The organism is Streptomyces corynorhini, from assembly GCF_003346515.1.
GTDB lineage: Bacteria > Actinomycetota > Actinomycetes > Streptomycetales > Streptomycetaceae > Streptomyces > Streptomyces corynorhini.
Window position 1 is genome coordinate 1 of the sequence record NZ_QQNA01000039.1, and the last position, 25506, is coordinate 25506.

At 72.0% G+C, this 25506-nt stretch carries 23 protein-coding genes; 6 read left to right on the top strand and 17 right to left on the bottom strand.

Annotated features, from left to right (window positions below; translation table 11 throughout):
- Both DVH02_RS06885 and DVH02_RS06890 read right to left on the bottom strand, forming a co-directional pair.
- The coding region (locus DVH02_RS06885) for an AMP-binding protein (RefSeq protein ID WP_147286016.1) at positions 1-192 on the bottom strand (192 nt) is incomplete at its 3' end.
- A 70-nt stretch (positions 193-262) separates the two neighbouring features.
- On the bottom strand, positions 263-940 hold the full coding sequence (locus DVH02_RS06890; protein WP_114622804.1) for a Tat pathway signal sequence domain protein: 678 nt from the start codon (positions 938-940) through the stop codon (positions 263-265).
- Between the two features lie 507 nt (positions 941-1447).
- Here DVH02_RS06890 and DVH02_RS06895 point away from each other — a divergent pair.
- From DVH02_RS06895 to DVH02_RS06905, 3 genes are all read left to right on the top strand, one after another.
- The gene (locus DVH02_RS06895) at positions 1448-2089 is read left to right on the top strand and encodes a DUF6230 family protein (RefSeq protein ID WP_114622805.1); all 642 of its coding nucleotides are present in this window, start codon (positions 1448-1450) and stop codon (positions 2087-2089) included.
- 2 nt (positions 2090-2091) lie between these two features.
- Positions 2092-2604, top strand: coding sequence for a DUF6114 domain-containing protein (locus tag DVH02_RS06900; protein WP_233518078.1), 513 nt, complete (start codon positions 2092-2094; stop codon positions 2602-2604).
- Positions 2605-2844: 240 nt separating this feature from the next.
- Entirely contained in the window at positions 2845-3867 is a 1023-nt protein-coding gene (locus tag DVH02_RS06905; protein WP_114622806.1) for a LacI family DNA-binding transcriptional regulator, read from the top strand.
- A 14-nt stretch (positions 3868-3881) separates the two neighbouring features.
- Here the strand turns inward: DVH02_RS06905 and DVH02_RS06910 are convergent, their stop codons facing one another.
- The 6 genes from DVH02_RS06910 to DVH02_RS06935 are packed head-to-tail and all read right to left on the bottom strand — an operon-like array spanning position 3882 to position 12711.
- Positions 3882-4589 (bottom strand): glycoside hydrolase family 12 protein, encoded by a 708-nt coding sequence (locus DVH02_RS06910; protein WP_114622807.1) that lies wholly within the window; start codon positions 4587-4589, stop codon positions 3882-3884.
- 47 nt (positions 4590-4636) lie between these two features.
- A complete protein-coding gene (locus DVH02_RS06915; RefSeq protein ID WP_114622808.1) occupies positions 4637-6610 on the bottom strand; it encodes a beta-galactosidase in 1974 nt (657 codons plus the stop codon).
- Complete coding sequence (locus tag DVH02_RS06920; RefSeq protein WP_114622809.1) at positions 6610-8859, bottom strand: WD40/YVTN/BNR-like repeat-containing protein; 2250 nt, start codon at positions 8857-8859, stop codon at positions 6610-6612. Before DVH02_RS06920 ends, DVH02_RS06915 begins: the two co-directional genes overlap by 1 nt.
- Before the next feature lie 59 nt (positions 8860-8918).
- Positions 8919-9875: a carbohydrate ABC transporter permease gene (locus DVH02_RS06925; RefSeq protein ID WP_199566187.1), complete on the bottom strand. Its 957-nt coding sequence runs from the start codon at positions 9873-9875 to the stop codon at positions 8919-8921.
- Positions 9876-9880: 5 nt separating this feature from the next.
- A complete protein-coding gene (locus DVH02_RS06930; RefSeq protein ID WP_407697596.1) occupies positions 9881-11023 on the bottom strand; it encodes an ABC transporter permease in 1143 nt (380 codons plus the stop codon).
- Between the two features lie 5 nt (positions 11024-11028).
- Positions 11029-12711, bottom strand: coding sequence for an extracellular solute-binding protein (locus DVH02_RS06935; protein ID WP_114622811.1), 1683 nt, complete (start codon positions 12709-12711; stop codon positions 11029-11031).
- A 436-nt stretch (positions 12712-13147) separates the two neighbouring features.
- On the opposite strand from DVH02_RS06935, the gene DVH02_RS06945 reads away from it, so the two are divergent.
- Positions 13148-16009: a glycoside hydrolase family 3 C-terminal domain-containing protein gene (locus tag DVH02_RS06945; RefSeq protein WP_114622813.1), complete on the top strand. Its 2862-nt coding sequence runs from the start codon at positions 13148-13150 to the stop codon at positions 16007-16009.
- Positions 15957-16241 carry a hypothetical protein gene (locus DVH02_RS37095; protein WP_114622814.1) on the top strand — a complete coding sequence of 95 codons (285 nt, stop codon included), beginning with the start codon at positions 15957-15959 and terminating at the stop codon, positions 16239-16241. Before DVH02_RS06945 ends, DVH02_RS37095 begins: the two co-directional genes overlap by 53 nt.
- A gap of 13 nt (positions 16242-16254) precedes the next feature.
- Here the strand turns inward: DVH02_RS37095 and DVH02_RS06955 are convergent, their stop codons facing one another.
- The 9 genes from DVH02_RS06955 to DVH02_RS06995 form a co-directional block, all read right to left on the bottom strand.
- The gene (locus DVH02_RS06955; RefSeq protein WP_114622815.1) at positions 16255-17082 is read right to left on the bottom strand and encodes an ABC transporter ATP-binding protein; all 828 of its coding nucleotides are present in this window, start codon (positions 17080-17082) and stop codon (positions 16255-16257) included.
- Positions 17066-18121: a taurine ABC transporter substrate-binding protein gene (locus tag DVH02_RS06960; protein ID WP_114622816.1), complete on the bottom strand. Its 1056-nt coding sequence runs from the start codon at positions 18119-18121 to the stop codon at positions 17066-17068. The genes DVH02_RS06955 and DVH02_RS06960 overlap by 17 nt, the downstream gene beginning before the upstream one ends.
- Before the next feature lie 83 nt (positions 18122-18204).
- Entirely contained in the window at positions 18205-19077 is an 873-nt protein-coding gene (locus tag DVH02_RS06965; RefSeq protein WP_114622817.1) for an ABC transporter permease, read from the bottom strand.
- A 416-nt stretch (positions 19078-19493) separates the two neighbouring features.
- Entirely contained in the window at positions 19494-20372 is an 879-nt protein-coding gene (locus DVH02_RS06970; RefSeq protein ID WP_114622818.1) for a carbohydrate ABC transporter permease, read from the bottom strand.
- Entirely contained in the window at positions 20365-21321 is a 957-nt protein-coding gene (locus DVH02_RS06975) for a carbohydrate ABC transporter permease (protein WP_233518079.1), read from the bottom strand. Before DVH02_RS06975 ends, DVH02_RS06970 begins: the two co-directional genes overlap by 8 nt.
- Positions 21318-22631 carry an ABC transporter substrate-binding protein gene (locus DVH02_RS06980; protein ID WP_158575848.1) on the bottom strand — a complete coding sequence of 438 codons (1314 nt, stop codon included), beginning with the start codon at positions 22629-22631 and terminating at the stop codon, positions 21318-21320. Before DVH02_RS06980 ends, DVH02_RS06975 begins: the two co-directional genes overlap by 4 nt.
- A 115-nt stretch (positions 22632-22746) precedes the next feature.
- Positions 22747-23385, bottom strand: coding sequence for a DUF624 domain-containing protein (locus DVH02_RS06985; RefSeq protein WP_114622820.1), 639 nt, complete (start codon positions 23383-23385; stop codon positions 22747-22749).
- Complete coding sequence (locus DVH02_RS06990) at positions 23382-24467, bottom strand: LacI family DNA-binding transcriptional regulator (RefSeq protein WP_114622821.1); 1086 nt, start codon at positions 24465-24467, stop codon at positions 23382-23384. The genes DVH02_RS06985 and DVH02_RS06990 overlap by 4 nt, the downstream gene beginning before the upstream one ends.
- 260 nt (positions 24468-24727) lie before the next feature.
- Positions 24728-25297, bottom strand: a complete 570-nt coding sequence (locus DVH02_RS06995) for a hypothetical protein (RefSeq protein WP_114622822.1) — start codon at positions 25295-25297, stop codon at positions 24728-24730.
- Between DVH02_RS06995 and DVH02_RS07000 the strand changes: the two genes are divergently transcribed.
- On the top strand, positions 25296-25506 hold a 211-nt coding region (locus DVH02_RS07000), incomplete at its 3' end, for a hypothetical protein (protein WP_199566186.1). The two genes, DVH02_RS06995 and DVH02_RS07000, sit on opposite strands and share 2 nt — an antisense overlap.

The following is a 25506-nucleotide window of genomic DNA, read 5'->3' on the forward strand; positions in this document are numbered from 1 at the left end:
ACGCCGAACTCGACGCGCGCGCAGGTGGTGGGCCAGCCGATTGGCGCGCGCGTCGAGTTCGGCGTAGGTCAGTGTGTGGTGCGCGTACTCCAGCGCCGGAGCCCGGGGCGTACGGTCACACGCGGATTCGAAGACGAGGTGCAGGTGCCTGCCCGTGAGCCCGGCCATGCCCTCCATCCCAGCATCGATCACCGGGGGGCGCACCTCCGGACGGCCACCGGGGCGTGGGGCAGATGTCCCGGTGGCCGCGCGCCCGGCGGTCTCAGTTCACGAAGACGGCGGGGCCGCCGGACTGGCCGGTGTCGCTCACCGGCCCGTACGTGGCGGAGAAGTAGCTGGTGGCGGGGCAGGTGACGGGCCCGGAGGAACGGGTGAACAGCTGGTTGGCGAAGGTGATCGAGTTGCCGGTGTTGGACGTCGTGCCGCCCAGCCCCGTGGAGGTGTAGACGCAGGTCGTCAGGCCGAGGATGGTGTTCAGCCGGACCGTGGTCTGCACGGCGCCCGCGCTGCCCGCCGTCACGGTGAGCCCCCCGGCGGAGGCGGCCGACGCGACGTAGGGCAGATTGCCGACCGTGATGCCCTGGACGCCGGTGGTACCGATGATGTTGCTGGTGCAGCCGCCGAAGGTGTGGGCCGTCACCGACTCCGTGGCGGTGCCGGGAGCGGTCGGATTGGCCGTGACGGTGGCGGTGAACTGCGAGGCGGTGCAGGTGATTCCGGTGGATCCGCCGACGGTCGTGCGGATCGCCACCGTCGTGCCGCCGCTCAGCGCGGCGGTGAGGACGTCACCGACCGCGACCGCTGGTCCCGCGGCGCTGCCGTAGGTGAGTACGTTGCCGGCGGCGGCCGACGACCCGGTGGCGGAGGCGGTGCCGGTGGCGAGGAGGGCGGCGACGGCGGTGAGACCGGCGGCCGTGAGGACAGTACGTCGTGCACTCATGCGAAGTCCCTTTCGCGAGTGGCGGGTTGAGGCGTTCGTGCTGAGGCGTCGAGACGGCGGCGGCCCGGCGCACGCGGCTCGGCCGCACGCGTCGTCGTACAGGGACGAGCCGTCGGCTCGCCGGTGCACATGCTCCTGGTGGGGGCGTGGGACCGGTCCAGCGCCATGGACCCGGTCCCGCGACGCGAACGAGCGCGGTTCGGAAGGAAACCCAAGAGGGTTGTAGACCCCGCCCACAGCCGCAGTCAAGGGCTGGAGAGGGAAGTGACCGACGAAAAGTTACCCACGGTACCCTCACGTCAGGGCGTTGCCGGGAGCGCCGTCCACCAGAGCGGCACACAATTTCCACAAGGCGGTTGACCCGCCTGATACCTGGGAGTAACTTGACGGCCACTCCCATGGCCGCGCCGGTGCCGTGTTCGAGGAGACCCGCCGGTGCCGGGAGTGTCCGCGCCAGGGCATCGCCGCACAAGCTCGTTCCGGTCAACACACCTTCGGGAGCAGCTCATGGCAACGTCCGAACACACCGGCGGCGACACGCCCCGGGCAGCCGCCCCGCGTGGGCGGGTACGGCTGCGCCGGGCCGCCCTGATGGGAGTGCCCGCGTTCGCCGCGGCGGCCACCCTGGTGATCCTCACGGCGCAGGGCGCCATCGCCGCGCAGTTCGCCATCTCCGGTATGCCCTTCACGGTCACCGCCGACCGCCTGGAGGGCCGCGGCTTCGAGCAGTTCGGCGCGCTGGACAACATGGCGGAGGGCAGCCCCAACGCAGGGGACACCGGTGGCCAGGTCCTCACGGTCGTGTCCGCCATCAAGAGCGCCAAGCTGACCAAGCTCTGCCAGAGCGTCGAACTCGGCGGCACCTACCTGCACATCACCGCGGGGGACAAGGGCACCCCCGTCGCCGCGTCCGACCTCACCACCGACTCCACGGTGCTGACCGGCAGCGACGCGTCCTTCGACAACATCGAGATCGGCGGCGACGCCAGCACCTTCACCAAGGCGGGGGTCAAGGGCCCGCTGGGCGTCTTCGGCCAGCAGGCCGACACGGTCACCATCACCAAGCTGCGGCAGACCAACTGGGCCACCACCGCGGCCAAGTTCAGGCTGCCCAACCTGCATCTGTCGTTCAGTTCGAAGGGCTGCTGAACGTGGGGTCCGCCGGGTCGCGCGGGCCGGCCGGGACGGCTGTCCCGGCCCGCGCCGCCCGCCGCCCGCCGCGCGCCTTCGCCCGCTGGCGCGCCCGCCGCCCCTTCTGGGGCGGCCTTCTGCTGCTGCTGGGCGGGGGAGAGATCCTGCTGACCGAGCAGGCGTCGATCTCGGTGGTGCTCCAGGCCGGTGCGGGCGGCATCGCCGCGTACCTCCTGCCGCTGGTGATGGCCGTGTGCGGACTGCTGCTGATCCTCAACCCGGCGCAGCGGCTGTTCTATTCGGTCGTCGGCGTACTGGTCTCGCTCGGTACCTGGATCACCTCCAACCTGGGCGGCTTCTTCGTCGGGCTGCTCCTCGGCGTCCTCGGCTCGTCCCTGGCCTTCGGCTGGCTGCCCGACCAGGAGCCGCGCCGTCGGTGGCGACGGGCGCCTCGTGCGGACCCGGTCCCGGTGGCGCCTGCCGCCCCGGTGGCCCCGGCGGACCGCGACGACCCGGCGGATCCGGCAGGTTAGGTACCCCCGGTCGGCCGCGCCGGAGCGGCGGCCGGGACCGCCACCCGAGGACGGCGTGATGTGATGAGGCCGCGGCTCCCCCGCCGCGGCCTCATCACGTATGTCCGGCCTCGCGCGCGGACACCGGCAGGAGTCGAAGCGCTTCGATCCGACTATGGACAGGTCACAGCGTGAAACATTACGCTCGGAGACCGGTGCGTCGAAGCGCTTCACCCCACAAGGCCCGCTTTGGAGAGCTGTATGGTCACCCTCGCCGATGTAGCTCAGCATGCCGGAGTCTCCGCCAGCACGGTGAGTTATGTCCTCAGCGGCAAGCGGTCCATCTCCGCCACCACACGGGAACGGGTCGAGCGCAGCATCGAACAGCTCGGTTATCACCCCAACGCCGGTGCGCGCGCCCTCGCCAGCAGCCGGTCCAACATCATCGCGCTCATGGTGCCCCTGCGCACCGACATGTACGTACCGGTGATGATGGAGATCGCCATCGCGGTCGCCACCACCGCCCGCACCTTCGGATACGACGTCCTGCTGCTGACCGGCGAGGAGGGCCCGAGCGACGTCCGCCGCATCGAGGGCAGCGCGCTCGCCGACGCGATGATCCTCATGGACGTGGAGCTGCACGACGACCGGCTGCCCCTGCTCCGCGAGGCGCGGCGCCCCGCCGTCCTCATCGGACTGCCCGCCGACACCACCGGACTGAGCTGCGTGGACCTCGACTTCGCCGCCGCGGGCGCGCTGTGCGCCGAGCATCTGGCCGGGCTCGGCCACCGGGAGATCGCCGTCATCGGTGAGGCGCCCGGCGTCTACGAACGGCTCACCGGCTTCGCCGAGCGCACCCTGAGCGGGCTGCGCGAACGCAGCGGCGAACTCGGGCTCAGACTGCTGCACCGCCCCTGTGAGGGCAGCTACGCCGCCGTCTCCGCCACCGTCGGCCGGATCTTCGACGAGCGCCCCGGCACCACCGCCTTCGTCGTGCAGAACGAGGCCGCCACCGACCCGCTGCTCGCCCTGTTGCGCCAGCACCGCAGGGCCGTGCCCGAGGACGTCTCGGTGGTCGCCATCTGCCCCGACCAGGTGGCCGTCCACGCCTCGGTCCCGCTGACCTCCGTCGCCGTGCCCGCCCAGGAGATGGGCCGGCACGCCGTCGAGCAGGTGGTCGCCAAGCTCGCGGGCCGGGGCACCGACGAGGTCGTCCTGATCAAGCCCGAGCTGACCGTACGGGAGAGCGCGGGCCCCCGGGCCGTGCCCGGGGACCCGCTGTAGCGCCTGATGGCTCGTCAGCCGCTCGACACCGAGAAGCTGTTGGTCGTGAAGTCCAGGCCGCCGGAGGACGAGGTGATCTCGTACCCGAACTGGACGTCACCGATGGTCACGTTCCCCCACCAGCCCTTGGTGTCCTTGATCCACTTCAGGATCGGCAGCACGTCGACCGTCCCCGAGGTGGAGTTCGAGGTGCGCAGGAACGAGAAGACCTCGTTGGAGCCGTTGCTGCCCTTGTAGACGGTCCAGGTGTGACCGCCCAGGGTCAGGGTCCCCTGCGAGGTGCCGAGCGGACCGACCGCGCCCCGGTAGTTCACCCAGAGCATGATCTCGTAGTTGTAGTTGCTGTCCCAGATGTCGTACGAGGTGTTGTACGCGCCCGACGACGGCACGGTCACGTTGTAGCCGCTCCTGAGGGACGAGAGCGAGCTGAGCGGCTTGTTCACGATCTTCTTGGCGTTGGGGTACGACTTGATGCCGCCGGTGTTCGGGTGGTTGGCCCACACTCCCCAGTTCGACGAGGAGTTGGCCCAGATGGTCTGCGAACCCGCGCCGGACCCCCAGATGTTGTTGTAGAGGATGTAGCCGTCGGAGGTGGTGTAGTTGCCCCACTGGTCCGACGAGGACCAGATGGCGGCCTGGGCGGGAGCGGCGGCGAAGCCGACGAGCGCGGCGAACGCGGCCACGGGGGCGAGCAGCAGCTTGCCCGGGGTGCGTAGTTTCATGGCGTCCCTTCCATGGGGGGATCGTGGGGGGATGGTGCGGCTCTGTGTCAGGACGTGACCTCCCGCAGGACGGCCACGCCATGGCGCTCCAGTTCGACCGGGCCGTCCACCGGCCGGTCGGTGAGCACCTCGTGATGGTTCCCGGCGACCGGGAGGGCGACGGCCTTCGCGCCGTGGTTGAGCAGGAAGAGCAGCTCGCCGCGGCGTACGGCCTCCACCCCGGCCGGCAGCCCCTCCAGCGTGGGCGTCACACCCACGCCGTCCGCGATCCGGGCGAGCAGCCCCCGCAGGGCCTCGGGCTCCGGCAGCGTCGAGACGTACCAGGCGCGTCCCGCCCGTACCACCGCGGGAAAACCGGCCAGCTCCCCGCCGCGGTACGAGGCGACGGCCTCGCCCGTCGACAGCTCCAGCTCCTCCGACCACAGCGTGCCCCGGAAACCGTCGCACTCCACGCTCTCCTCGGCGTCCAGCGGCCACCACTCGTGGACCGTGCCGATGCCGAAGAGTTCGCGCAGCCGCGGGTCCATCCCGCCGGGCCGCACCCGGTCGTCCTCGTCCGCGATACCGGTCAGGAAGCCGCAGACCAGCGTGCCCCCGCCGTGCACGTACCCGACCAGGTTGTCGATCGCCGCGTCCCCGAGCAGATACAGATGCGGCACCACGACCAGCCGGTACCCGCTCAGCTCGTGGTCGGGACGGGCGAAGGCGGCCGACAGGTTCGACTCCCACAGGGCCCGGTGCCAGGCGCGCACCACCTCGGTGTAGTCGAGCCGCGCCGAGGGCCTGCCCTCCTGCTGGTCCGCCCACCAGGAGTCCCAGTCGTGCAGGACGGCGATCCCGCTCTCCACACGCGTGCCCGTCACATACGGTCCCAGCCGGGTGAGATCGGCCCCGATCCGCTTGATCTCCTGGAAGGTGCGGCCCTGCTCGCCCGCGTGCGTCAGCATCCCGGAGTGGAACTTCTCCGCGCCCTGGCGGGACTGGCGCCACTGGAAGTAGCAGACCGCGTCGGCGCCCCTGGCCACCGACTGCAGCGACCACAGCCGGTTGAGCCCCGGCGGCTTGGGATGGTTGACCCCCCGCCAGTTCACCGGGCCCGCCGCCTGCTCCATCAGCACCCACGGGCCGCGCGCCTGCGAACGGGTCATGTCACCGAGCATCGCGTTGTACTGACCGCCGAGCGGATCCTTCGGATCGGGATAGATGTCGACGGAGACGACATCCTCCTCCTCGGCCCACCGCCAGGCGTCCTGGCCCGTCCACAACGGCATGAAGTTGCTGGTCACCGGAGTGCCGGGAGTGTGCCGCAGCACGATGTCCCGCTCCGCCGTGAAACACTCCAGCAGCGCGTCCGAGGTGAAGCGCCGGAAATCCAGCACCTGCCCCGGGTTCTTCATGTACTGCGCGCGGCGCGGCGGGATGATCTCCTCCCAGTCGTCGTAGCGCTGACTCCAGAAGGCCGTGCCCCACGCCTCGTTGAGCGCGTCCACACTTCCGTGCCGCGCCCGCAGCCAGCGGCGGAAGTGCCGGGCCGTCTCGTCGCACCAGCAGTGGGTGCAGTACTCGTTGTTGATGTGCCACATCCGCAGCGCCGGATGGCCGCCGTAGCGCCGCGCCAGATCCTCGGTGAGCGCGGCGGCGAACTCCCGGTAGACCGGTGAGCTGGCGCAGAACTGCTGCCGCGAGCCCCACCACACCGTGCGTCCGTCCTCGTCGCGCGGCAGGGTCTCGGGATGGCGTGCGCCCATCCACGGCGGCGGGGAGGCGGTCGGAGTGGCCAGCAGCACCCCGATCCCGGCCTGTTCCATGAGGTCCATCAGCCGGTCCAGCCAGCCGAAGTCCCGGGCGCCGGGGCGCGGTTCGATTCTCGCCCAGGAGAAGACGCCCAGTGTCACGGAGTTGACACCGGCCGCGCGCATCAGCCGGACGTCCTCGGACCACACCTCCTCGGGCCACTGCTCGGGGTTGTAGTCGCCGCCGAAGAGCACACGGCCGCGGGTGGAGTCGTTCAGGGCGGACATCAGGCGGGATCTCCGTACTGGATGCCCCGGCCGTTGGTGCCGAGGTAGACGCGGCCGTACACCCGGGGGTCACCGGTGATCGTCTCGCCGGTCCACCCCCACTGGTGGGCGTCGTCGTTGATCCGGGTCCAGCTGCCCGCGGTGTCGTCGGAGCGGTAGACCCCGACGAAGTTCTCGGTGGCGCCCGTCTGGTAGATCGCCGGGTACGAGGTGCCGGGGGCGGCCTTGCCGAAGCCCAGGGCGTACGAGCCCCAGCAACTGGTCACCTTGGCGAAGGACGCCCCGCCGTCGGTGGAGCGGTACAGCCCGTTCCACTTGGCCGAGAGCCACAGATCGCCGCTCCGGCCGGGGGCCGCCGCGATCCGGAACTGCACATCGCCGGCCGGCAGCCCGCTCGCGCCCCGTACGAAGGTCGCGCCCCCGTCCGTGGAGCGCAGCACGGCGCCCGCGTCCGTGTCGTACGCGTAGAACCGCCGGGGGTCCAGCGGATCGGCGACGGGCACCGCGCCCCTGGGGAAGGTGGTCACCTCGCTCCAGCCCGCGCCGCCGTTCGTGGAGCGGAACCCGGGGTGCCTCGTACCGTCCCAGTGGACGAACGACCACAGCAGGGTCGCGCCGTCGGCGCTCACCGCGATCGGCCCCGGCGCGGAGGAGGCGATGGCGGGCTGCGCGGCGAAGGGGCGCCAGCTGCGACCGCCGTCCGTCGAGGAGGCCCCGTTGCCCGCGTCGCCCCACCCGGCCCGCACCACGTACGACGGGTTGAGCGTGGCCAGGGCCAGCCCGGTCGCCGAGCCGAAGACCGGATTGGCGGCCATGCCACGGGACGGCGACGCGGTCAGCGACTCGTGGTACATCACGCCGATGTCGCCGAGCCCGCTGAGGAGTTGGGCGCCCCCGGACGGCGGCGCGACGAGCTGGCGCACCGCGGACTCCTCCAGACCGCGGATCTCCGGTGCCCAGCGCACCAGGTCGCGGGTGCCGAAGAGGGTCGCGCCCGTGCCGAACACCAGATGTTTCGAGTCGTACGGGTCGAGCGCGACCGCCTGGATCCACCAGCCGAACTTGGCGGTGGCGCCCCAGTTCAGATACGGCGTCTCGCGGACGTCCAGGGTCGCGGAGTCCTTGAGCGAGGTCCAGCTCGCGCCGCCGTCGGTGGACCGGTAGAGCGTGTCGACGGGCCCCCAGCGGTTGTTGGTGGAGACCACGACCGTACCGGCGACCCGGGCGTCGACGGCCACCCCGCCGTAGCCGAACTGATCACCGCCCGACGGCTTGACGGGCGTCACGTCCGACCAGGCGCCGGTGGCGGTGGAGAGCCGGTGGACGGATCCGTCGGTCTGGTTGTTGGGTCCCGGTGTGTCGGCGCAGGTGACGTACAGGGCGGCGGAACCCGCGTCGTGGGCCGCGCGGATCGGCACCCGCGCCGATGTCCCGGACGGCCGGCCGGGCACCGCCTGCCAGTTCACGCCGTCGGTCGTACGGTAGAGGGCGCCGCCGCCGTCGCCCCACCCCGCGTACACCGCGCGCCCGGCGGCCACCAGGAAGGTGATGCCCTGGCCGCTCGGGTCGGCGGCGGCGGGGAACGGCGCCGAGGCCCAGGTGGCGCCCCGGTCGGTCGACTTCAGCAGCCCGTCGTGGCGCGTGCCGAGATAGAGGGTGTCACCGCTGAGCGGGGAGACCAGCAGCCGCTCACCCGCGCCGCGCCCGTCCTCGTTGGCGCCGAGCTTCACGGAGAGGTCCGTGCGGCTCCAGGTGGCGCCCCGGTCGTCGGAGCGCAGCACGGCGCCGTTGCCCGCCCAGGACTGCGCGTAGGCGCCGAGCGCGAGATAGAGCCGGTCGGGCCGGTTCGGGTCGACGGCCATCGCCTCGACGCCGAGCAGGTTGTAGTCGTCCCAGCCGAGATGGTCGGTGAGCGCCGTCCAGCGCTGGGTCCCGGCGTCCCACCGGTAGGCGCCGCCGATGTCCGTGCGGGCGTAGGCGAGCCCCTTGACCGCCGGATGGAACAGCACGCCGGTGATGAACCCGGTGCCGCCGATGGCCACCGTGCGCCAGGCGTACGCCTGCGCGGCGGCGGCCCCGGCCGCCCCGGCGGCCCCGGTGTCCGGGCGGTGCGCCGCCGGGTCGCGCGGCGCGGCGAGCGCGGGGGAGGCGAGCGCGGGGGCGGCCAGGGCGAGCGCGGCGGCCGCGCCCGGGGCCGTGGCCAGGACCGTACGTCTGCTAGGGCCTGGCGTGCGCGTGGGGTCGGACATGACGTCACCTTCCGTCGTGGGGGAGAGGGGGAGGGAGTGCGTGCGGGGCACCGGCCTCGTCAGCCCTTGACCGCGCCGGTGAGCATGCCTTTCTTGAAGTGCTTCTGGACGAACGGGGACAGCACGGCGACCGGGAGGAGCGCCATCACCATCACCGCCATCTGCAGAGCGAGCTGGGAGAGTTCGCCGGCCCTGATGGCCTGGGCCAGCCCCACCGGGGGCTCCTGCTTCTGGACGAGCTGGATCATCACGTTCTGCAGCGGCATCATGTCCTGGTCGCTGAGGTAGAGCGACGCGTTGAACCACGCGCTCCAGTACCCCACCGCGTAGAAGAGTGTGATCACCGCGATCACCGCACGCGACAGCGGCAGCACGATGGTCCACAGGATGCGCAGATCGCCCGCCCCGTCGATCCGGGCGCTGTCGGTGAGTTCCGGGGAGATCCCCATGAAGAACCCGCGCAGGACCAGGATGTTGAAGATGCTCACCGCGCTCGGCAGGATCAGCGCGAGATAGGTGTCGGTCAGCCCCAGCGTCTGCACCAGCAGATACGTGGGGATCAGCCCCGCGCCGAAGAACATCGTGGCGAGCAGCAGCATCAGCGTCCAGCGGTGCCCGAACGACCCGGAGCGCGAGAGCCCGTAGGCGCCGAGCACCGACACCGTCATCGAGAAGGCCGTGCCCACCAGGGTGACCGCCACACTGATCAGCGCGGCACGGGTGACCTGGCCGCCGCTGAGCAGCTCCTGGTACGCGATGAACGTGATCCCCCGCGGGATCAGCACCAGCCCGCCCGCCTCCTGGATGGTCCGTTTGCCGGAGAGGCTGGTGACCACCACGATCCAGAGCGGGAAGACCACCGCGAGACAGGCGCCCGCCAGCACGATGCCCTTGCCGGCGCGTCCCGCCCTGCCGGGTTCCTCCTCCCACACCGGGCGGGGGGCGGCGGCCCACCGTCCGGCGCGGGCCGCCGGACGGGGCCGCCGCGCGGCGGGCTCCGCCGGGGGAGTGGTCAGTGTGCTCACTTCTTGTACACCCCCTGCTCGCCCATCAGATGGGCGATCTTGTTGGCGGCGAGCACCAGCCCGAGGCTGACCACGCCCTTGACGATGCCGGCCGCCGCCGCGTAGCTGAAGTCCTGGTTGCGCACGCCGTTCCACCACACATAGGTGTCGAGGACCTCGGCGGCGCCCGGTCCCACCGCGTCCCGTTGCAGCAGGATCTGCTCGAAGCCGACCGTGAGCGCGTCACCGACACGCAGCACCAGCAGCAGCGCGATGACCGGCCGCAGCGCGGGCAGGGTGACATGCCACATCCGGCGCCAGCGGTTCGCGCCGTCCATGGCCGCCGCCTCGTACAGATCGGGGCTGACCGAGGTGAGCGCGGCGAGGAAGACGATGATGCCCCAGCCCGCGTCCTTCCAGACGCCCTCGAACGTGACCAGGAACTTGAAGACCGCCGGGTCGGTCATCAGGTCGAAGCCCTCGTAGCCGCGCTGGCGCAGCGTCTGCGCGATGATGCCGGCGCCACCGAATATCTGCTGGAAGACGGTGATGACCAGCACCCACGAGAAGAAGTGCGGGAGATACAGCACGGCCTGCGCCACGGCCCGCACCCGGGGCCTGAGCACACTGTTGATGACCAGCGCCAGCGCGATCGGGATGGGGAAGAACAGCACCAGCTGGATGAGGAACAGCACCAGCGTGTTGGTCACGGCGTCCCAGAACGCCGAGTCCTCGAACAGCCGCTGGAACTGCTCCCCACCGACCCAGGGCGACTCCAGGATGGAGACCACACCGTTGGTGCTGATGTAGGGGTCGTAGTCCTGGAAGGCGACCACATTGCCCAGGATCGGCAGGTAGTTGAAGACCAGGACCAGCAGGACGACCGGCAGGGTCATCAGGATCAGGACCCGGTCCCGCCGCAGCCGCACCCGCAGGGGGATCCGGCCGGTGACCGGGGCGCCGCCCGGCCCGCCGGGCGCGCGGCCGGACCGCCGGCCCGCGCGGGGGCGGGGGAGCGGGTGGCCGGAGCCGCCGCCCCCGTCGCGACCACCGGCGCCGCCGATGTCCTCGGCGTCCTCGGTGCTCCTGTCGCCCTCGGCGTCCTCGGCGCTCTTGTCGTCGGGCGTCCGGGCGGTGCCGGGCGCGGTGCTGTGCGACAACTCCTTCACCCCTGCGCCGCGTTGTCGTCCAGCAGCTTGCGGTACCAGTCGCGCAGCTTGTCGCCGCCACCGCCGCGCCAGTCCGAGACGGCCTGCTGCACGTCGCCGATCTTCTTGCGGCCGCGCACCACATCGTCCTCCAACTGCTCGAAGTCGTCGGCGAGATTGGTGTAGCGGGCCGGTTCGACGATCTGCAGCCCGTAGAAGGACGACTTCTTCGTGAAGGCGCCCATCCGCTGCTGCCACTCCACCTGCGCCTTGGCGATCTCGGGCAAGTCGGGGTGGGCGATGGTGGGGGCCGGGCCGTCGAGCATCACATACGCGTTGATGACCTCGTTGTTGCCCTTCTCGTTCTTCACGGGCAGCCCGTTCTCAAGGGTGTAATGCACGCCCTCCTGGCCGTAGTTGGTGAGCATGTACTCCTTGGTGCCGTACGGCGCGGCCGTCACGTTGGCGGCGGCCAGCGCGTCCCTGACCACCGACTCGGACGCCTTCTTGCTGATGAACGACCAGATGTTGGCGGGCGATCCGGCCCACAGCGTCGGGTCGCCGCCGTCGTGGCCGAAGATGTCCATGCCCCAGATCACCACGCCGGTCTTCTGGGTGGCCTGCTCCGCGGTCTTGGCGTACCAGCTGGAGATGTCCTGGTTGTAGATCAGCGTCTCGCCGGAGGTGAAGCGCAGCGCCGGATCGCCCTGGGTCTTGCCCGCCTTGGCGTCGGGATGGACCACTCCGGCCGCGTACAGCTTGCGCGTCCACTCCAGCGCTTCCAGGTACGCGTCGGTCTCGATCCGGTAGACCAGCTTGCCGTCGGTCATGTGCCAGCCGAGCGGCTTCTCCTGCCCGGAGGGCACGCCGAAGCTGTTGAACGCCGTCCACTTCATGTCGTCGCACGCCCAGCGCTTGGCCCGCGCGTTGGTGACCTCCTTCGCCAGCGCCAGGAACTCCGCCGCGGAAGTGGGGAGCCGGTACCCCTCCTTGTCGAAGACGTCCTTGCGGTAGAACGGCACGATGTTCGGCACCCACGCCGCCGGCATCGGGATGCCGAGCAGCTTGCCGCCGAACAGGGAGCGCTGCCAGGCGTCGGTGGGGATCGCCGCGAGGTTCGGGTACTCCTCGACCTTGTCACCGCCGAGGTAGGGCCCGAGGTCGGCGAACTTGCTGATGACGGCGGACGGGATCTTGCCGCCCAGATTCCAGTTCGGGATCACGACCACGTCGGGGATCTCGCTGGACGCCAGCACCGCGCCGAGCTTCTGGTCGTAGGTGTTGCCGTCCTGGTTCTGGAAGACGACCTCGGCGCCGATGGCCTTGTTCATCGCCGTGTAGTACGGGTTCTGGCTCTTCGGCGGCGACCCCCAGAACGGTGCCATCACCTTGACCGTGCCGCCCTTGCCGAGCGGCGTGGGCACCGACGCCTTCAGGTCCGCCATCCTGAGCGGCTGGGTGAATCCGAGGGAGGAGCCGTTCTTCGACGGGATGTCGGGGGTGACGACGTCCTGCGCGGTGAAGGTCGGCAGGAGCTTTTTCGCGTCCTTGCCCGAGGTGGTGCCGCCCTTGCCGCTGCTCTCCGCGGAGCCCGAGCAGGCAGTGAGCAGCGGTACCCCGCCGGCCACCGCCGCGGCGGCGACCGCCGTCGAGGCGAGGAAGCTTCTCCGGCTGGGGGCGGAGGAGGACTTCGGCGTCATTGCGTCAACCCTTCGTGGTGCGCAGGAACACCGGCGGGAGAGCCCGCCGGTCGGCTGCGGTGTGCTGCGTGGAGCGGGCGTAACTGGCCTGACCGACTGATCCGGAGCGGGCGTTACGGGAAACAGCCACCGCGGTGCCGGCCGTGATCTGTCGAAGCGCTTCGATGTTGCTGCGAGGTTAAATGAACGCCTCCGGAGGCACAAGAGTCGATTCCAAGATTCCTTACTGACGGTGTGTCCCAGGCCAACACGGCGCAGACAGACAGGCATTGCCGGGTCGTGGCAGATCCGTGCGGGTGTCCCGAGATGTCTTGACACTTGGCGAAGAGACTCGGAGCATCGAAGCGCTTCGAAAGGGTGAGGGGAGCCATCTCCCGCCGCCCGACGCCCGGGAGCCCGGCCGGGCTCCGCCATCACTCCCGCAGGGGGAAGACCCGTGACCGCAGACCAGCCGCCCTTCCGCGACCCCGGCCTCTCCCGCGGCGCGCGTGTCGACGATCTGCTCGCGCGGCTGACGCTCGACGAGAAGACCGCCATGCTCCACCAGTTCGCCCCCGCCGTGGAACGCCTCGGCGTCGCCGCCTTCCGCACCGGACAGGAAGCGCTGCACGGGGTGGCCTGGATGGGCCCGGCCACCGTCTTCCCGCAGGCCGTCGGGCTCGGCGCGACCTGGAACGAGGAGCTGGTGCGCCGCGTCGGCGAGGCCGTCTCCACCGAGGCGCGCGCCCTGCGCGGCCGCGACGAGCGGGTCGGCCTCAACGTCTGGGCGCCCACCGTGAATCTGCTCCGCAACCCCCTGTGGGGACGGAACGAGGAGGGGTACGCGGAAGACCCCGGCCTCACCTCCGCCATCGCCGTCGCCTACACCCGGGGCCTGCGCGGCGACCACCCCGACTTCTGGCGCACCGCGCCGGTGCTCAAACACTGGCTCGCGCACAACAACGAGACCGACCGGTCCACCACCTCCTCCTCGGTCGGCCCCCGGGTCCTGCACGAGTACGACCTGCTCGCCTTCCGCGCGGCCGTCCAGGCGGGCGCCGTGGCCGGCGTCATGCCCGCGTACAACCTGGTCAACGGGCGTCCCAACCATCTCTCCCCGTACCTGCGCGACCAGCTGCGCACCTGGACGGAGCGGGAGCTGCTGGTCTGCTCCGACGCCGGCGCCCCCAGCAACCTCACCGACTCCGAGGCGTACTTCGACACCCACGAGGAGGCCACCGCCGCGTCCCTGCGCGCGGGCGTGGACAGCTTCACCGACCACGGCACCGACTCCTCCGTCATGACCGGCCGCGTCCGCGGCGCCCTGGCCCGCGGGCTGATCGACGAGAGCGACATCGACACCGCGGTACGGCGCCAGCTGACGGTCCGTTTCTCCCTCGGCGAGTTCGATCCGGGCCTCGACCCCTACGCGGGCATCGGGACCGACGACGGCTGGAACACCCCGGGCCACCGGGCGCTCGCCCGGGAGGCCGCCGAGCAGGCCGTCGTGCTGCTCAAGAACGACGGCCTGCTGCCGCTGGCCCCCGGCGGCCGGATCGCGGTGGTCGGGCTGCTGGCCGACGAGTGCAAACTCGACTGGTACAGCGGCACCCTGATCCACCGCTCCACGCCGCTCGACGGCGTGCGCGAGCGGTTCGGCGCCGACCGGGTCACCTTCGCTGAGGGCGTGGACCGGGTGCGGCTGCGCACCGGCACGGGCGAGTGGATCCGGGTACCGGAGCCCACCGGGGACGCGGCCGACGGCGCCCCGGAGCGGGCGGGCGCGCTCGACCCGGCGCTGCTCGCGGGCCGCACCGACCTGCCGCCGCTGACGAGCACCGGCGACCCGGCCGCCGCGAGCGAACTGGCCCTGATCGACTGGGGCGGCGGGCTGCTCACCCTGCGCGCGCCCGACTGCCGCTATCTGTCGGTCGCCGAGGACGGCCGTGTGCGCGCCTCCGCCGACCAGCCGGGCGGCTGGGTCGTCCAGGAGTCCTTCCGGCTCGAACCTCATGACCGGGGCCACCTCCTCCTCCACCTGGGGACCGGTCGGTACGTGACAGTCGCCGCGGACGGCCTGAAGGTTGCCGAGAACGGCGAGCCGTTCGAGATCGTCGTCGTCGAACGCGGCGAGGAGGCCGTGGCCCGCGCGGCGGCCGACGCCGACGTGGTCGTCGTGGTGGCGGGCAACGACCCGCATCTGGCGGGCCGGGAGACCGAGGACCGCGAGACCCTCGCCCTGCCGGACCACCAGGACCGGCTGTGGCGGGCCGCGCTCGCCGCCAATCCGCGGACCGCGCTCGTGCTCACCTCGTCCTACCCGTACGCCGTACCCGACGCGCACGCCGCCCTGCCCGCGCTGGTGTGGACCGCGCACGGCGGGCAGGCCGCGGGCGGCGCGCTCGCCGCGGTGCTGGCCGGCGACGTCTCCCCGGCGGGCCGGCTGCCGCAGACCTGGTACGCGCACGACTCCGATCCCGCCGGGCTGCTCGACTACGACATCATCGGGTCGCGGCAGACCTACCTCTACTTCGACGGCGCCCCCCTCTACCCCTTCGGCCACGGCCTGTCGTACACCTCCTTCGGCTACGACGCGCTGGAGGTGGACCTGCCCGACGGGCCCGAGGGCGCCGCCGCGCGCGCCCGGATCACCGTCACCAACACCGGCACGCGCCCCGCCGACGAGGTGGTGCAGCTGTACGTGCGCGAGGCCGACCCCCGGGTCCGCGTCCCGCACCGGCGCCTCGTCGGGCACGCGCGCCTCCCGCTGGCCCCGGGGCGGTCCCGTACGGTCGAACTGACCGTGCCGACGGCCGCGCTCGGCCACTACGACGTGGCGCACGGGGAGTGGACCGTACCCGGCGGGCGGTACGTGTTCGAGGCCGCGGCCTCCAGCGCGGACATCCGCCGCGCCGCCGAACTCACCCTGCCGAGGATCGAGCCGCGCGCCAGGCCCGCCCTGACGAAGGGGCTGTCCGCCGTCGACTACGACGAGCAGTCGGGCACCGCGATCGTCGACCTGACGAAGGAGCGCGGCGACGCGGTGAGCGCCGACGCGGCGGCGGGCCACCTGGTCTTCCGCGACTGCGACTTCGGCGACGGCGCCTCGGCCGCCGAGATCCGGGTGTCGGGCGCGGGCGACGTGCTGCTCGCGCTGCCGGGCGGCACCGAAGTGGCGTCCTTCGAGATCCCGGCGGGCGACGGCGGACCGTACGACTACACCACCCTGCGCGCCGCCGTCCGGCTCTCCGGCGTGCGCGACCTCCATGTCACGCTGCGCGGCTCCGTACGGCTGGCCCGGCTGGAGTTCCTGGCCTGACCACCGGGTTGCGATCGCCGGGGCCGCGGGCCGCCCCGGCGGTCAGGACGTACGGCTCGACCATGCGGCCCGGAGCGCGGCATACCGGCCCCCCGCCGCGGTCACCGAGGACTCCGTACGGGAGATCTTCGGCATGGCGTGCCGGATCGTCCCGGACGAGGTCTCCGGCACACCGCCGGTGCTGCCGATCGGCCGCCACCACGCCACCCGCGACACGGCGGGCGGCGGCTGACGGCCCGGCGCGCTCAGCGGGCGGCGCCGCGCACCGCCGCTCCTATCTCGGCCCGCAGCGCCGCGTACTCGGGCAGACCGCGCAACTCGTCGGGGTCGGTGCCGGTCCTGGGCAGGCCGATCGGGATGTCCAGCGCGACGGTGCCCGGCCGGGCGCTGAGCACGACCGCACGCGTACCGAGGAAGACCGCCTCGTCCACACTGTGCGTGACGAACACCGACGTGGACCCCGTCTCCGCGCCCACCCGGCGCAGATCCTCCTGCAACCGCTCGCGCGTCAGCGCGTCCAGGGCCGCGAACGGCTCGTCCAGCAGCAGGAGTTCCCTCTCACCGGCCAGCGCCCGCGCGATCGCCACGCGCTGCTGCTGACCGCCCGAGATCTGCCACACCCGGCGGTCCGCCACCCCCGCGAGGTCCACCCGCTCCAGCAGCGCCCCGATCCGTGCCGCCCGCTCGGCGCGCGGCACCCCCGCGTAGCGCAGCGCGAGCCCGATGTTGTCGCCGACCGTGCGCCAGGGGAAGAGCCTCGGCTGCTGGAAGACGACCCCGGCCCGGCGGCCAGGCTCGGGCGGCTCCCCGCCCACGGTGACCGTGCCGGACGACGCCCGCTCGAACCCCGCGATCAGCCGCAGCAGCGTGCTCTTCCCACACCCCGAGGGGCCGACGAGCACCAGGAACTCCCCGGCCGGCACCTCCAGCGACAGCGGCCCCAGCGCGGTCACCTCCTCGGCGCCCCGGCCGTACCGGTGCGTGACCTCCCGCACGGACACCGCCGCCCGGGATCCGGCGGCTTCCGCCCTCCCCCGAGGTTCCGCCGACGGCGCGTCAGTGCTGGACCGCATCGCTGAGCCCCTCCACGTAGACGGACTTCTCCAGCGTTTCGAGATCCGGCGCGGCGTCGATCTGCTTCTGGCCGACGAGGAACTCGGCGGCGCTGTGCAGATTCTCCGCGAGCCCGCCGACCTTGCCGGGCTCGCCCAGCCAGGTGGCGCTCGCCTGGTCGGCCGGGGTCAGGAAGATTCCCTGCCCCAGCTGCGCCGCCGCCTCCTTCGGGCTGATGCCCAACTGCTTGCCGACGGCGGCCGACGCGGCGTCGGGGTCGTCGTGGATCAGGTCCAGTGCCCGCGCCTGGACCTTGCGCCAGGCCGTGACGGCGTCCGGGTGCGCCGTGACGAAGGACGTGGAGGCCACGCCGAGGTCGAGGGTCGGCTTGCCCGCCGCGGCCAGCTCACGGCTGGTCACCAGGGTCTTTCCGGACTTCTTCAGCTCGTCCAGCGTCGGCAGCCAGACATACGCGGCGTCGATGTCCCCCCGGGTCCAGGCCGCGAGGATGTCCTGCGGTTCGAGATCCAGCAGCTGGACCTCGCCCGGCGCCACCCCGGCCCGGTCCAGCGCGGCGAGCAGGCTGTAGTGCGAGGTGGAGCTGAACGGCGTGGCCACCTTGTGTCCCGCCAGATCCCGCACACCGGAGATCCCCGATCCCTCGCGGGCGACCAGTGCCTCGTTGTCACCGGCGACGTCCAGGACCCAGGTGACCTGGTAGGGGATGTGCAGCGGCGCGGAGAGCCCGCGCGCCACCGGGCTGGACCCGATGGCGGCCAGATCGACCGACTCCGCGACGAACGCGGTGTTGATGCTCGCGCCGGAGTCGAACTTCGTCCACTTGACGGTGTATCCGGGCAGCTCCTTCTCCAGCCACCCCTTCTCCTTCACGATCAGATCGCCGCTGGGGAAGGACTGGTAGGCGATCCTGATCGTCTTGTCACCGCCGCCCGATCCGCCGCCCGCCGCGCCGCCCGATCCGCAGGCGCTCACGGTGAGCAGGGCGGCCAGGGCCGCGATCAGGGCGGGAGCGCGGCGCCAACCGCGTGGTACGGACATGAGGGAGTCCTTCGGTAGAGGGGAACGACAGGGATCTAAGGGGGAATTGACGCTCAGTCAGCCGCGGTCGAGATGACGGAAAGTCAGTCGCGGCCGCGCCACGGAGCCAGCCGGTTCTCCAGCGCCCGCAGCACCCCGTCGATGAGCAGGCCGGAGACGCCGATCGCGAGGAGGCCGAGGACGACGACGTCCGACTGGTTGTAGCGCTGCGCGTCCCGGATCACGCCGCCGATCCCGGGCAGCCCGTTCACCGTCTCCGCCGCGACCACCGACGAGTAGGCGATGCCGAAGGAGAGCCGTACCCCGACGAGGATCTCGGGCAGCGCGGACGGCAGGACCACCGCGCCGATCACCTGCGCGGGCCGGGCGCCGATCGCCCGCGCCGCCTCCACCAGCGACGCGGGCGCGGAGGCCACCGCCGAGGCGGTGGCCACGGCCACCGGCGGCAGCGCGGCGATGGCGAGCAGCCAGAGCTTCGGCGCCTCGTCGATGCCGAACCAGATGATGAGCAGGCTGAAGTAGGCCAGCGGCGGAAGCGTCCGCAGGAACGCCACCGCCGGTTCGAGGACCACCCGCACCCAGGGCAGTGTGCCCATCAGCACACCCGTGACCAGCCCCGCCAGCACACCGAGACCGGCCCCGATGGCGATACGCCGCAGGCTGACGCCGAGATGCTCGACCAAGGTGTGTCCCTGGTAGCCGCGGACCCCGTCGTGCGTGCCGGAGGTCTCCAGCAGCGCGTGCCACACGGCGGAGGGCGGCGGGACCAGCAGCGGCGACCAGAGCCGCAGCGCGGTCACCAGCTGCCACAGGGCGAGCAGTACGGCCAGAGCCAGCAACCGCAGTCCGATCCGGCGCAGCCGGGCCCGCCGGACCCGCCGGGTCGCGGCAGGGGCGCGGTCGGCCGGGGGCGGGGCGGAGGTACGCGGCTCGGCGGACAGCGAGGGCGTCGGCATGGGATGCGCTCCGTAGGGAGACATGACACGACCGCGCGCACCGGCACGGGCCCACGGGGACGTCCGGACATCACGCGTACGCGCACATGATCAAAAAAAGGGGGGGGACAGCCGGAATGCGACCGAAGGGCGGGAGGCGGGGTCGCTCAGGAGTGCCGCGGCAGGCTCAACAAGAGGCGCTGGTCACGCGGCACAGATCGATGTGGAGACACTCCACCAGAAGACGATCGCCTGTCACGGGAGGAGTTTTAGCACACCCGTGCGGCCCGCACCAGAACGTCGCCACGCCTTGAGACATCCGCCCGCCGCCGGCACGGGCGCACACCGCGACGCGGGTACCCACCGGCCGCAAGACCGGCGGATACCCGCGCCCACCGGCGGCGCGCCCCGCCGCGCCCCGCCGTCGAGCACCCGTGTCACCCCTTCAGGCCCGCCGAGGCCATGCCCTCGACGAAGTACCGCTGTGCGACGAGGAACAGCGCGATCATCGGCAGAGTGGCGAGCGCCGTCCCGGCCATCAGGTAGTTCCACTGCACCTCGATGTCGGCATGGCTGAACACGGCCAGTCCGAGCTGGATCGGCCGCATCTCGTCGGTCCGTGTGACGAGCAGCGGCCACAGGAAGTCGTTCCACGACGACTGGAACTGGAACACCGCGATGGTGATGATCGCGGGCTTGATCAGCGGGGTCATCACCCGGGCCCAGATCCCGATCTCCGAGAGCCCGTCGAGGCGCGCCGCGTCCGCCAGTTCGTCCGGCAGGTCGACGTAGAACTGGCGGGCCAGGAAGATGTACAGCGGCGCCAGCGCACCCGGCACGATCAGCGCCCACCACGAGTCGAGCCACCCCGTGCCGCCCTGCCCGAGCCAGTCGTTGCCGCCGAAGAAGGGGATCGAGCGGACGATCAGGAAGCGCGGGATGAGGATCACGTACACCGGAACCATGATCATGCCGACCGTCAGCCCGAAGAACAGCCCGCGGCCCCGGATCGGGGTGCGGGCCAGCGCGTAACCGGCGGCGCTCGCCAGGACCACCGTGATCAGGGTCTGACCGACCGACATGAGCAGGCTGTTGCGGAAGTAGACGTCGAACGGCGCGGCGTTGAAGGCGTCGGCGAAGTTGCCCCACCGCACCCGCTCGGGCAGCCAGGTCCCCTTGCCCAGCTCGGCGGCCGGCTTGAGCGCGGTGAGGACCATCCAGGCGAACGGTACGAGCATCACGGCGGCGCCCAGTGTGAGGGCCGCGTACAGCGGGGCGCGCGACAGCCGTGGCGCGGACATGGTGGTGTTACGCATCGCGCGCTCCCCTGTTGAACCGCATCACCGCGAGGGTGACCAGACCGATGATCAGCAGGAAGACGACCGCCTCGGCGCAGGCGTAGCCGAACCTCAGCCGGGTGAAGGCGTTGAGATAGATGTCGTAGGTCAGGACGAGCGTGCTGTTGATCGGGCCGCCACGCGTCATCACGTACACCTGCTCGAACACCTGGAACGAGAAGATGACGGAGGTGATGAGGACGAAGAGGTTCCCGGACGCGATCGCCGGCCAGGTGACGTTGCGGAAGACCTGCCACCGGTTCGCGCCGTCCAGCCGGGCCGCCTCCTTCAGCTCCGCCGGTACGGTCTGGAGCGCGGCGAGGTAGATCACCATCTTGGTGCCGAGCCCCTGCCAGATGCCCAGCGCCATGATGGCGGGCAGCGCCCAGGTGGTGGAGCCGAGCCAGTTGACCCGGGCGACACCGAACAGGGCGAGGAAGTTGTTGAGCGCGCCGGCGTTCGGGTCGAGCAGCCAGAGCCAGACGACGGCGACGGCCACGGTCGCCGTCATGTGCGGCAGATAGTAGGCGGTGCGGAAGAAGCCGCGCGCCTTGATCCTCTGGTCCAGGCCGAGGGCGATGGCCAGCGCCAGCGCCATGCCGACCGGCACGATCACGACCGTGTACAGCGTGGTGTTCCACAGCGCGGTGTGGAACCGGTCGTCGTGCAGCAGGGTGCGGTAGTTGTCGAGACCGACCCAGCGCGGCGCCTGGAGGAAGTCGTACGCGAAGAAGCTGAAACCGAGCGCCAGCAGCATCGGTACGGCGACGAAGAGCGTCATGTGGGCGAGGCCGGGCGCGAGCAGCAGCCAGCCCGCGCGGCGCTGCGGGCGGGTCAGCGCCCGCGCGGCCCCCGGGGAGTGCGCGGCGGGCGCGGAGCGCGGCGGACGCCGGGTGGCGGGCAGCGCTCCCGTGTCGGTGGTGGTCACATCGAACCCGCCTTCCCGGCGAGGGTGTCGAGCGCCTGCCGCGGAGTGCGGCGGCGCAGCAGGGCCTCGTCGAGGGCGGGCGCGAACTCGTCCTGGAGCTGGAGCCAGTTGTCGGCGCCGCCGGAGTAGGCGGAGTGCGCGGTGTTCCGCCCCGCGAACTCGCTCGCCGGATTGGAGGTCTCGACCGCGGAGCCCTCGGCGGTCCGTGCGGCGGGGATCGCCAGGTTGAGCTTCGCCAGATCCGCCTCCGCCTCGGGCGAGGTGAGGACCTTGAGCAACTGGTACGCGGCGCCGGGCAGTTCGGTGCGTGACGAGATCGAGGCGATCTGACCGCCCATGAACATCGCCTGCTCCTTGTCGGTGATGTTGAAGAAGCCCAGGTCGTCGCAGACCTTCTCGCCCACCCCGGTCTTGTTGTCGCAGTCGACGTAGGCGCCCATGAAGCCCATCGCCGCGCGTCCCGACAGGACCATCGGACTGCCGTCGCCGGAGGCGGTCGCGAAGTCCTGGGCGCGGTCGCTGTTCATGAGGCCGTCCATCGCCTCCAGGGCGCGCACCCCGGCGGGCGAGTCGAAGGCGGCCCTCCCCCGGGAGTCGTAGAAGGAGCCGCCGGCCGCCTTGAGGAAGGTCGCGAAGTTCTGCGTGTACTGGTGCTGGGTGGGGTTCACCCAGAAGTCGAAGCCGGAACGTTCCAGCCGGCCGTTCTTCCGCACGGTCAGCTTCTTCGCGTACGCGCGCAGCTCCGCGAGGTCCGTCGGCGGTTTGTCCGGGTCGAGGCCCGCCGCCGCGAACACGCTCTTGCGGTACGCGATGACCTTGGCGCCGCCGATGCTCGGCACCCCGTACACCTTGCCGTCGTACACCGCCGGTTCCACGAAGCCCGGCCGCACCCGCTCGGCGAGGGTCTTCGGGGTGAGGCCGAAGGAGCCGAGGTCGGCGAAGGCGCCCTTGCTCGCGAACGGCGGGATCCAGCCGACGCCGGTGACCATCACGTCGGGCAGATCCCCGGCGGCGATGGAGGTGGTGACCTTCTCGTTGAGATGGGCCCAGGAGGCGAGGTCGGTCTCGACCCGCACCTTCGGGTACGTCCGGTGGAAGGTGTCGACGACCTTCTTCAGAGCGGCCTTGCCGTCGGGGGTGGTGGGGTAGCCAGGGGTCATGAACCGCAGGGTTCCGCCGACCTCGGCCGGATTCTCGTCGGTGGTGAAATGGCTCGCCGACGCGGTGCGGTCCGCACACGCCGTCAGCCCGGCCAGCAGCCCGCACATGGCCAGGATTCCCGCGGCACCACGCCGTGCCGTACTGCGCATCACACTGTCTCCCGTGTCTCCCCCGGTGCGGGGATAGAAACCGGTTGTCGCGGTGAGCATAAAGACCTAATCGGTGCTCGACAAGACATCGGACGGCACATTCGACAACCGGTTTCTATGAAGGCGCGGACAGCGTCCCCGCGGCGTCCGCGCGGCGGCGCGCGGGCACCGCTCCCAGCGCCAGCGCGGGCACACTGACCCCCCACAGCGGGACGAGCTGGGGCAGCCGCCACAGCAGCGCCGCCCAGGTCGCGCAGAGCAGCAGCGCGCCGAGGCAGCGGGCGGGCCGGGCGGCGGACAGCAGCAGCGCCTCCCGCACCCACCGGCCCGTCCCCGCCCCGGGGCTGCGGGCGGCCACCTCGAAGACCGTCAGATGGACGGCGGCCGTGACCACGGCGAGCGGCAGCAGCACGGCGGTGGCCGCCGCCAGCAGGGGCCCCGGCGCACCGAGCCAGAAGGAGGCGGACAGCCACAGCCCGGCCACCGTCCCCAGCCCGGCGGCGGCCAGCGGCAGCGAGCCGCGCACCCGCGCGCGGAACTCCCGGAAGAAGACGGCGGCGACCCGGCTCTCCCCCTCCTCCCGCCAGGCGCGCAGCGCCACCTGCAGGGCGATCCCGGCGCCGTACGAGGTGACCACCGGCAGCGCGGCCGCCAGCCAGCACAGATTGAGCACCGCGAGATGGGCGGGGAACTCCAGCCACCGCAGCGCGCGCGTGCTCAGCGCGGCGGAGGGCGTGGGGGCGGGGCCGGTCACGGGGCGCCGGCCCGTCCGGCGGCCGGGGCCGCCACCGAGCCGCGCACCACCACGTGCGTCCCCAGCAGCAGATGCTCGTCCGCCCCGTGGGAGCCGTCCGCCGCGCGGCCCAGCGCCGAGCGCACCGCGAGCCGGCCCAGCTCCTCGTAGGGCACGTGCACCGTGGTCAGCGGGGGATGCAGGTCACGGGCGAACGGGATGTCGTCGTACCCCGCGAGCGACACATCGCCCGGCACGTCGAGCCCCGCCTCGCGCAGCGCGGTCAGCGCGCCGGTGGCGACCATGTCGGTGGCGGCGAACACGGCGGTGAAGCCGAGGCCCGCCGCGAGCGCCTCCCGGGTGCGGCGGTGGCCGGAGTCCCGGGTGAAGTCCCCCGGGATCCGCAGCGCGGGATCCGGGTCGAGGCCCAGGGCGTGGTGCGCCGCCAGATAGCCGCGGGCCCGGCCGCGCGCCGTCGAGTTGTCCGGCGCGCCCCCGAGATACAGGATCCGGCGGTGCCCCTGGGCCAGCAGATACCCGCAGATCGCCTGCGCGCCGCCCTCGTTGTCGTACTCGATCACCGTGACCGGGGCGTCGCCGTCGAGGGGCGGCCGTCCGCACAGCACGAGCCGGGAGCCGGCCGCCCGCAGCGACTCGGCCGTCCGGATCATCCGCTCCCGTTCGCGCGGCGTGTCGGCGGCGCCGCCCACCAGGATCACGGCGGCGGCGCGCTGGGCGCGCATCATCTCGACGAAGGCCAGCCGCTGTTCGGCGTCGCCGTCGGTGCTGCACACCAGAGACAGGTGGCCGCGCAGGGTGGCCTCGCGCTCCACCCCGTGTGCCATGTGCGTGAACGAAGGGCCCGTGATGTCGTCGAGGACGAACGCGAGGGTCGGGGTGCCCGCCCCCGCGACGGCCTTGGCGCGCGCGTCGGCCACGTAGTCGAGGTCCCGTACGGCGCCCATCACCCGGGTACGGGTGGCCGCGCTCACCGGATAGGCGCCGCCCAGGACGCGCGAGACCGTCGAGGCGGAGACGCCCGCGCGGGCCGCCACGTCCCGGATGGTGTGCCGGCCCCGCGCGCCGGTGCTTCTCCTCGTCATGCCCGCCCTTCCCTCCCCGGTGGGCCGTGGCCGACGACGGTGTCGGCGCGGCATGGAAACCGGTTCCCGTGCAGCGGAGGCTAGCAGCGCGAGGCGCTGCCGAGGAGAGGGGTGACGGAAGATTTCCGTGTACCGCCCACGGCCCCGGTGGCGGCCGATCGCGACCACCGTGAACAGGAAGATCCTCCTGGGTCCTGAAGGCGCGGGCGATGACGGGCGGGCGCCGCGGTGGCGGGGCAGCGGCCCGGCAACCGGTTGTCTCAGCGCACCGAGGACCTCTGGCGCACCGTCAGCGGATCGGCCGGTGTCTCCCGGGTCATGTACTGCGGGACCGGCGCACGATCGTCGCCCGTGTCCCGGACGAATCCGTACCGCACCCGGCCGTCCGCGCCGTCGGACGCCGGTGGCCTGTCGAGGTCGGCGGTGACGGAGTCCCAACTCATCGGCAGCACATCGAGGTTGTAGTCGGCGTCGGTCTCGTTGAGGTGCACGGTGACCTCGCCGTCCAGATGGAAGTACTCGTCGCGCCACATCATCTGCGCACCCGGCGGCAGGGTGATGGAGCCCTCCTCGGGGTTGCCCTGCCAGGTGTGGCCCGAGGGGGTCCCGGGCTGGGCGTCGTCCATCCGGTGACCGCCGCCGGAGGCCACATGGAACAGCTTTCCCCTCAGCCCCGTCCACGACGGCATGGTCAGCCCGCCGTCGCGCTCCCCGTACATCAGGTCCCAGCGGACGGTGAAGTAGCCCGTGCCCCGGACGGTCACCCACTCGCCCCGGTGCACGATCTGATAGCCGTCCCCGCCCGACACCTTGCCCGGGAAGCTGGTCATGGTCACCCCGCTCCCGGCCCGGCGCGGCAGCGGCGCGGGTCGCGCGCCGGGGCGCGGAGCGATGTCCGGCCGGTCCACGGCCGTCCCGTACGTCCCGCCCACGGGCGGGGCGGCGGGGGCGGAGCGGCTCGGCGCGGGCCGCGATGTCGCCGCCGGGGAGGAGGTCACCGCGGCGGCGACATCGCGGCCCGCGCCGAGCCGCTCCGCCC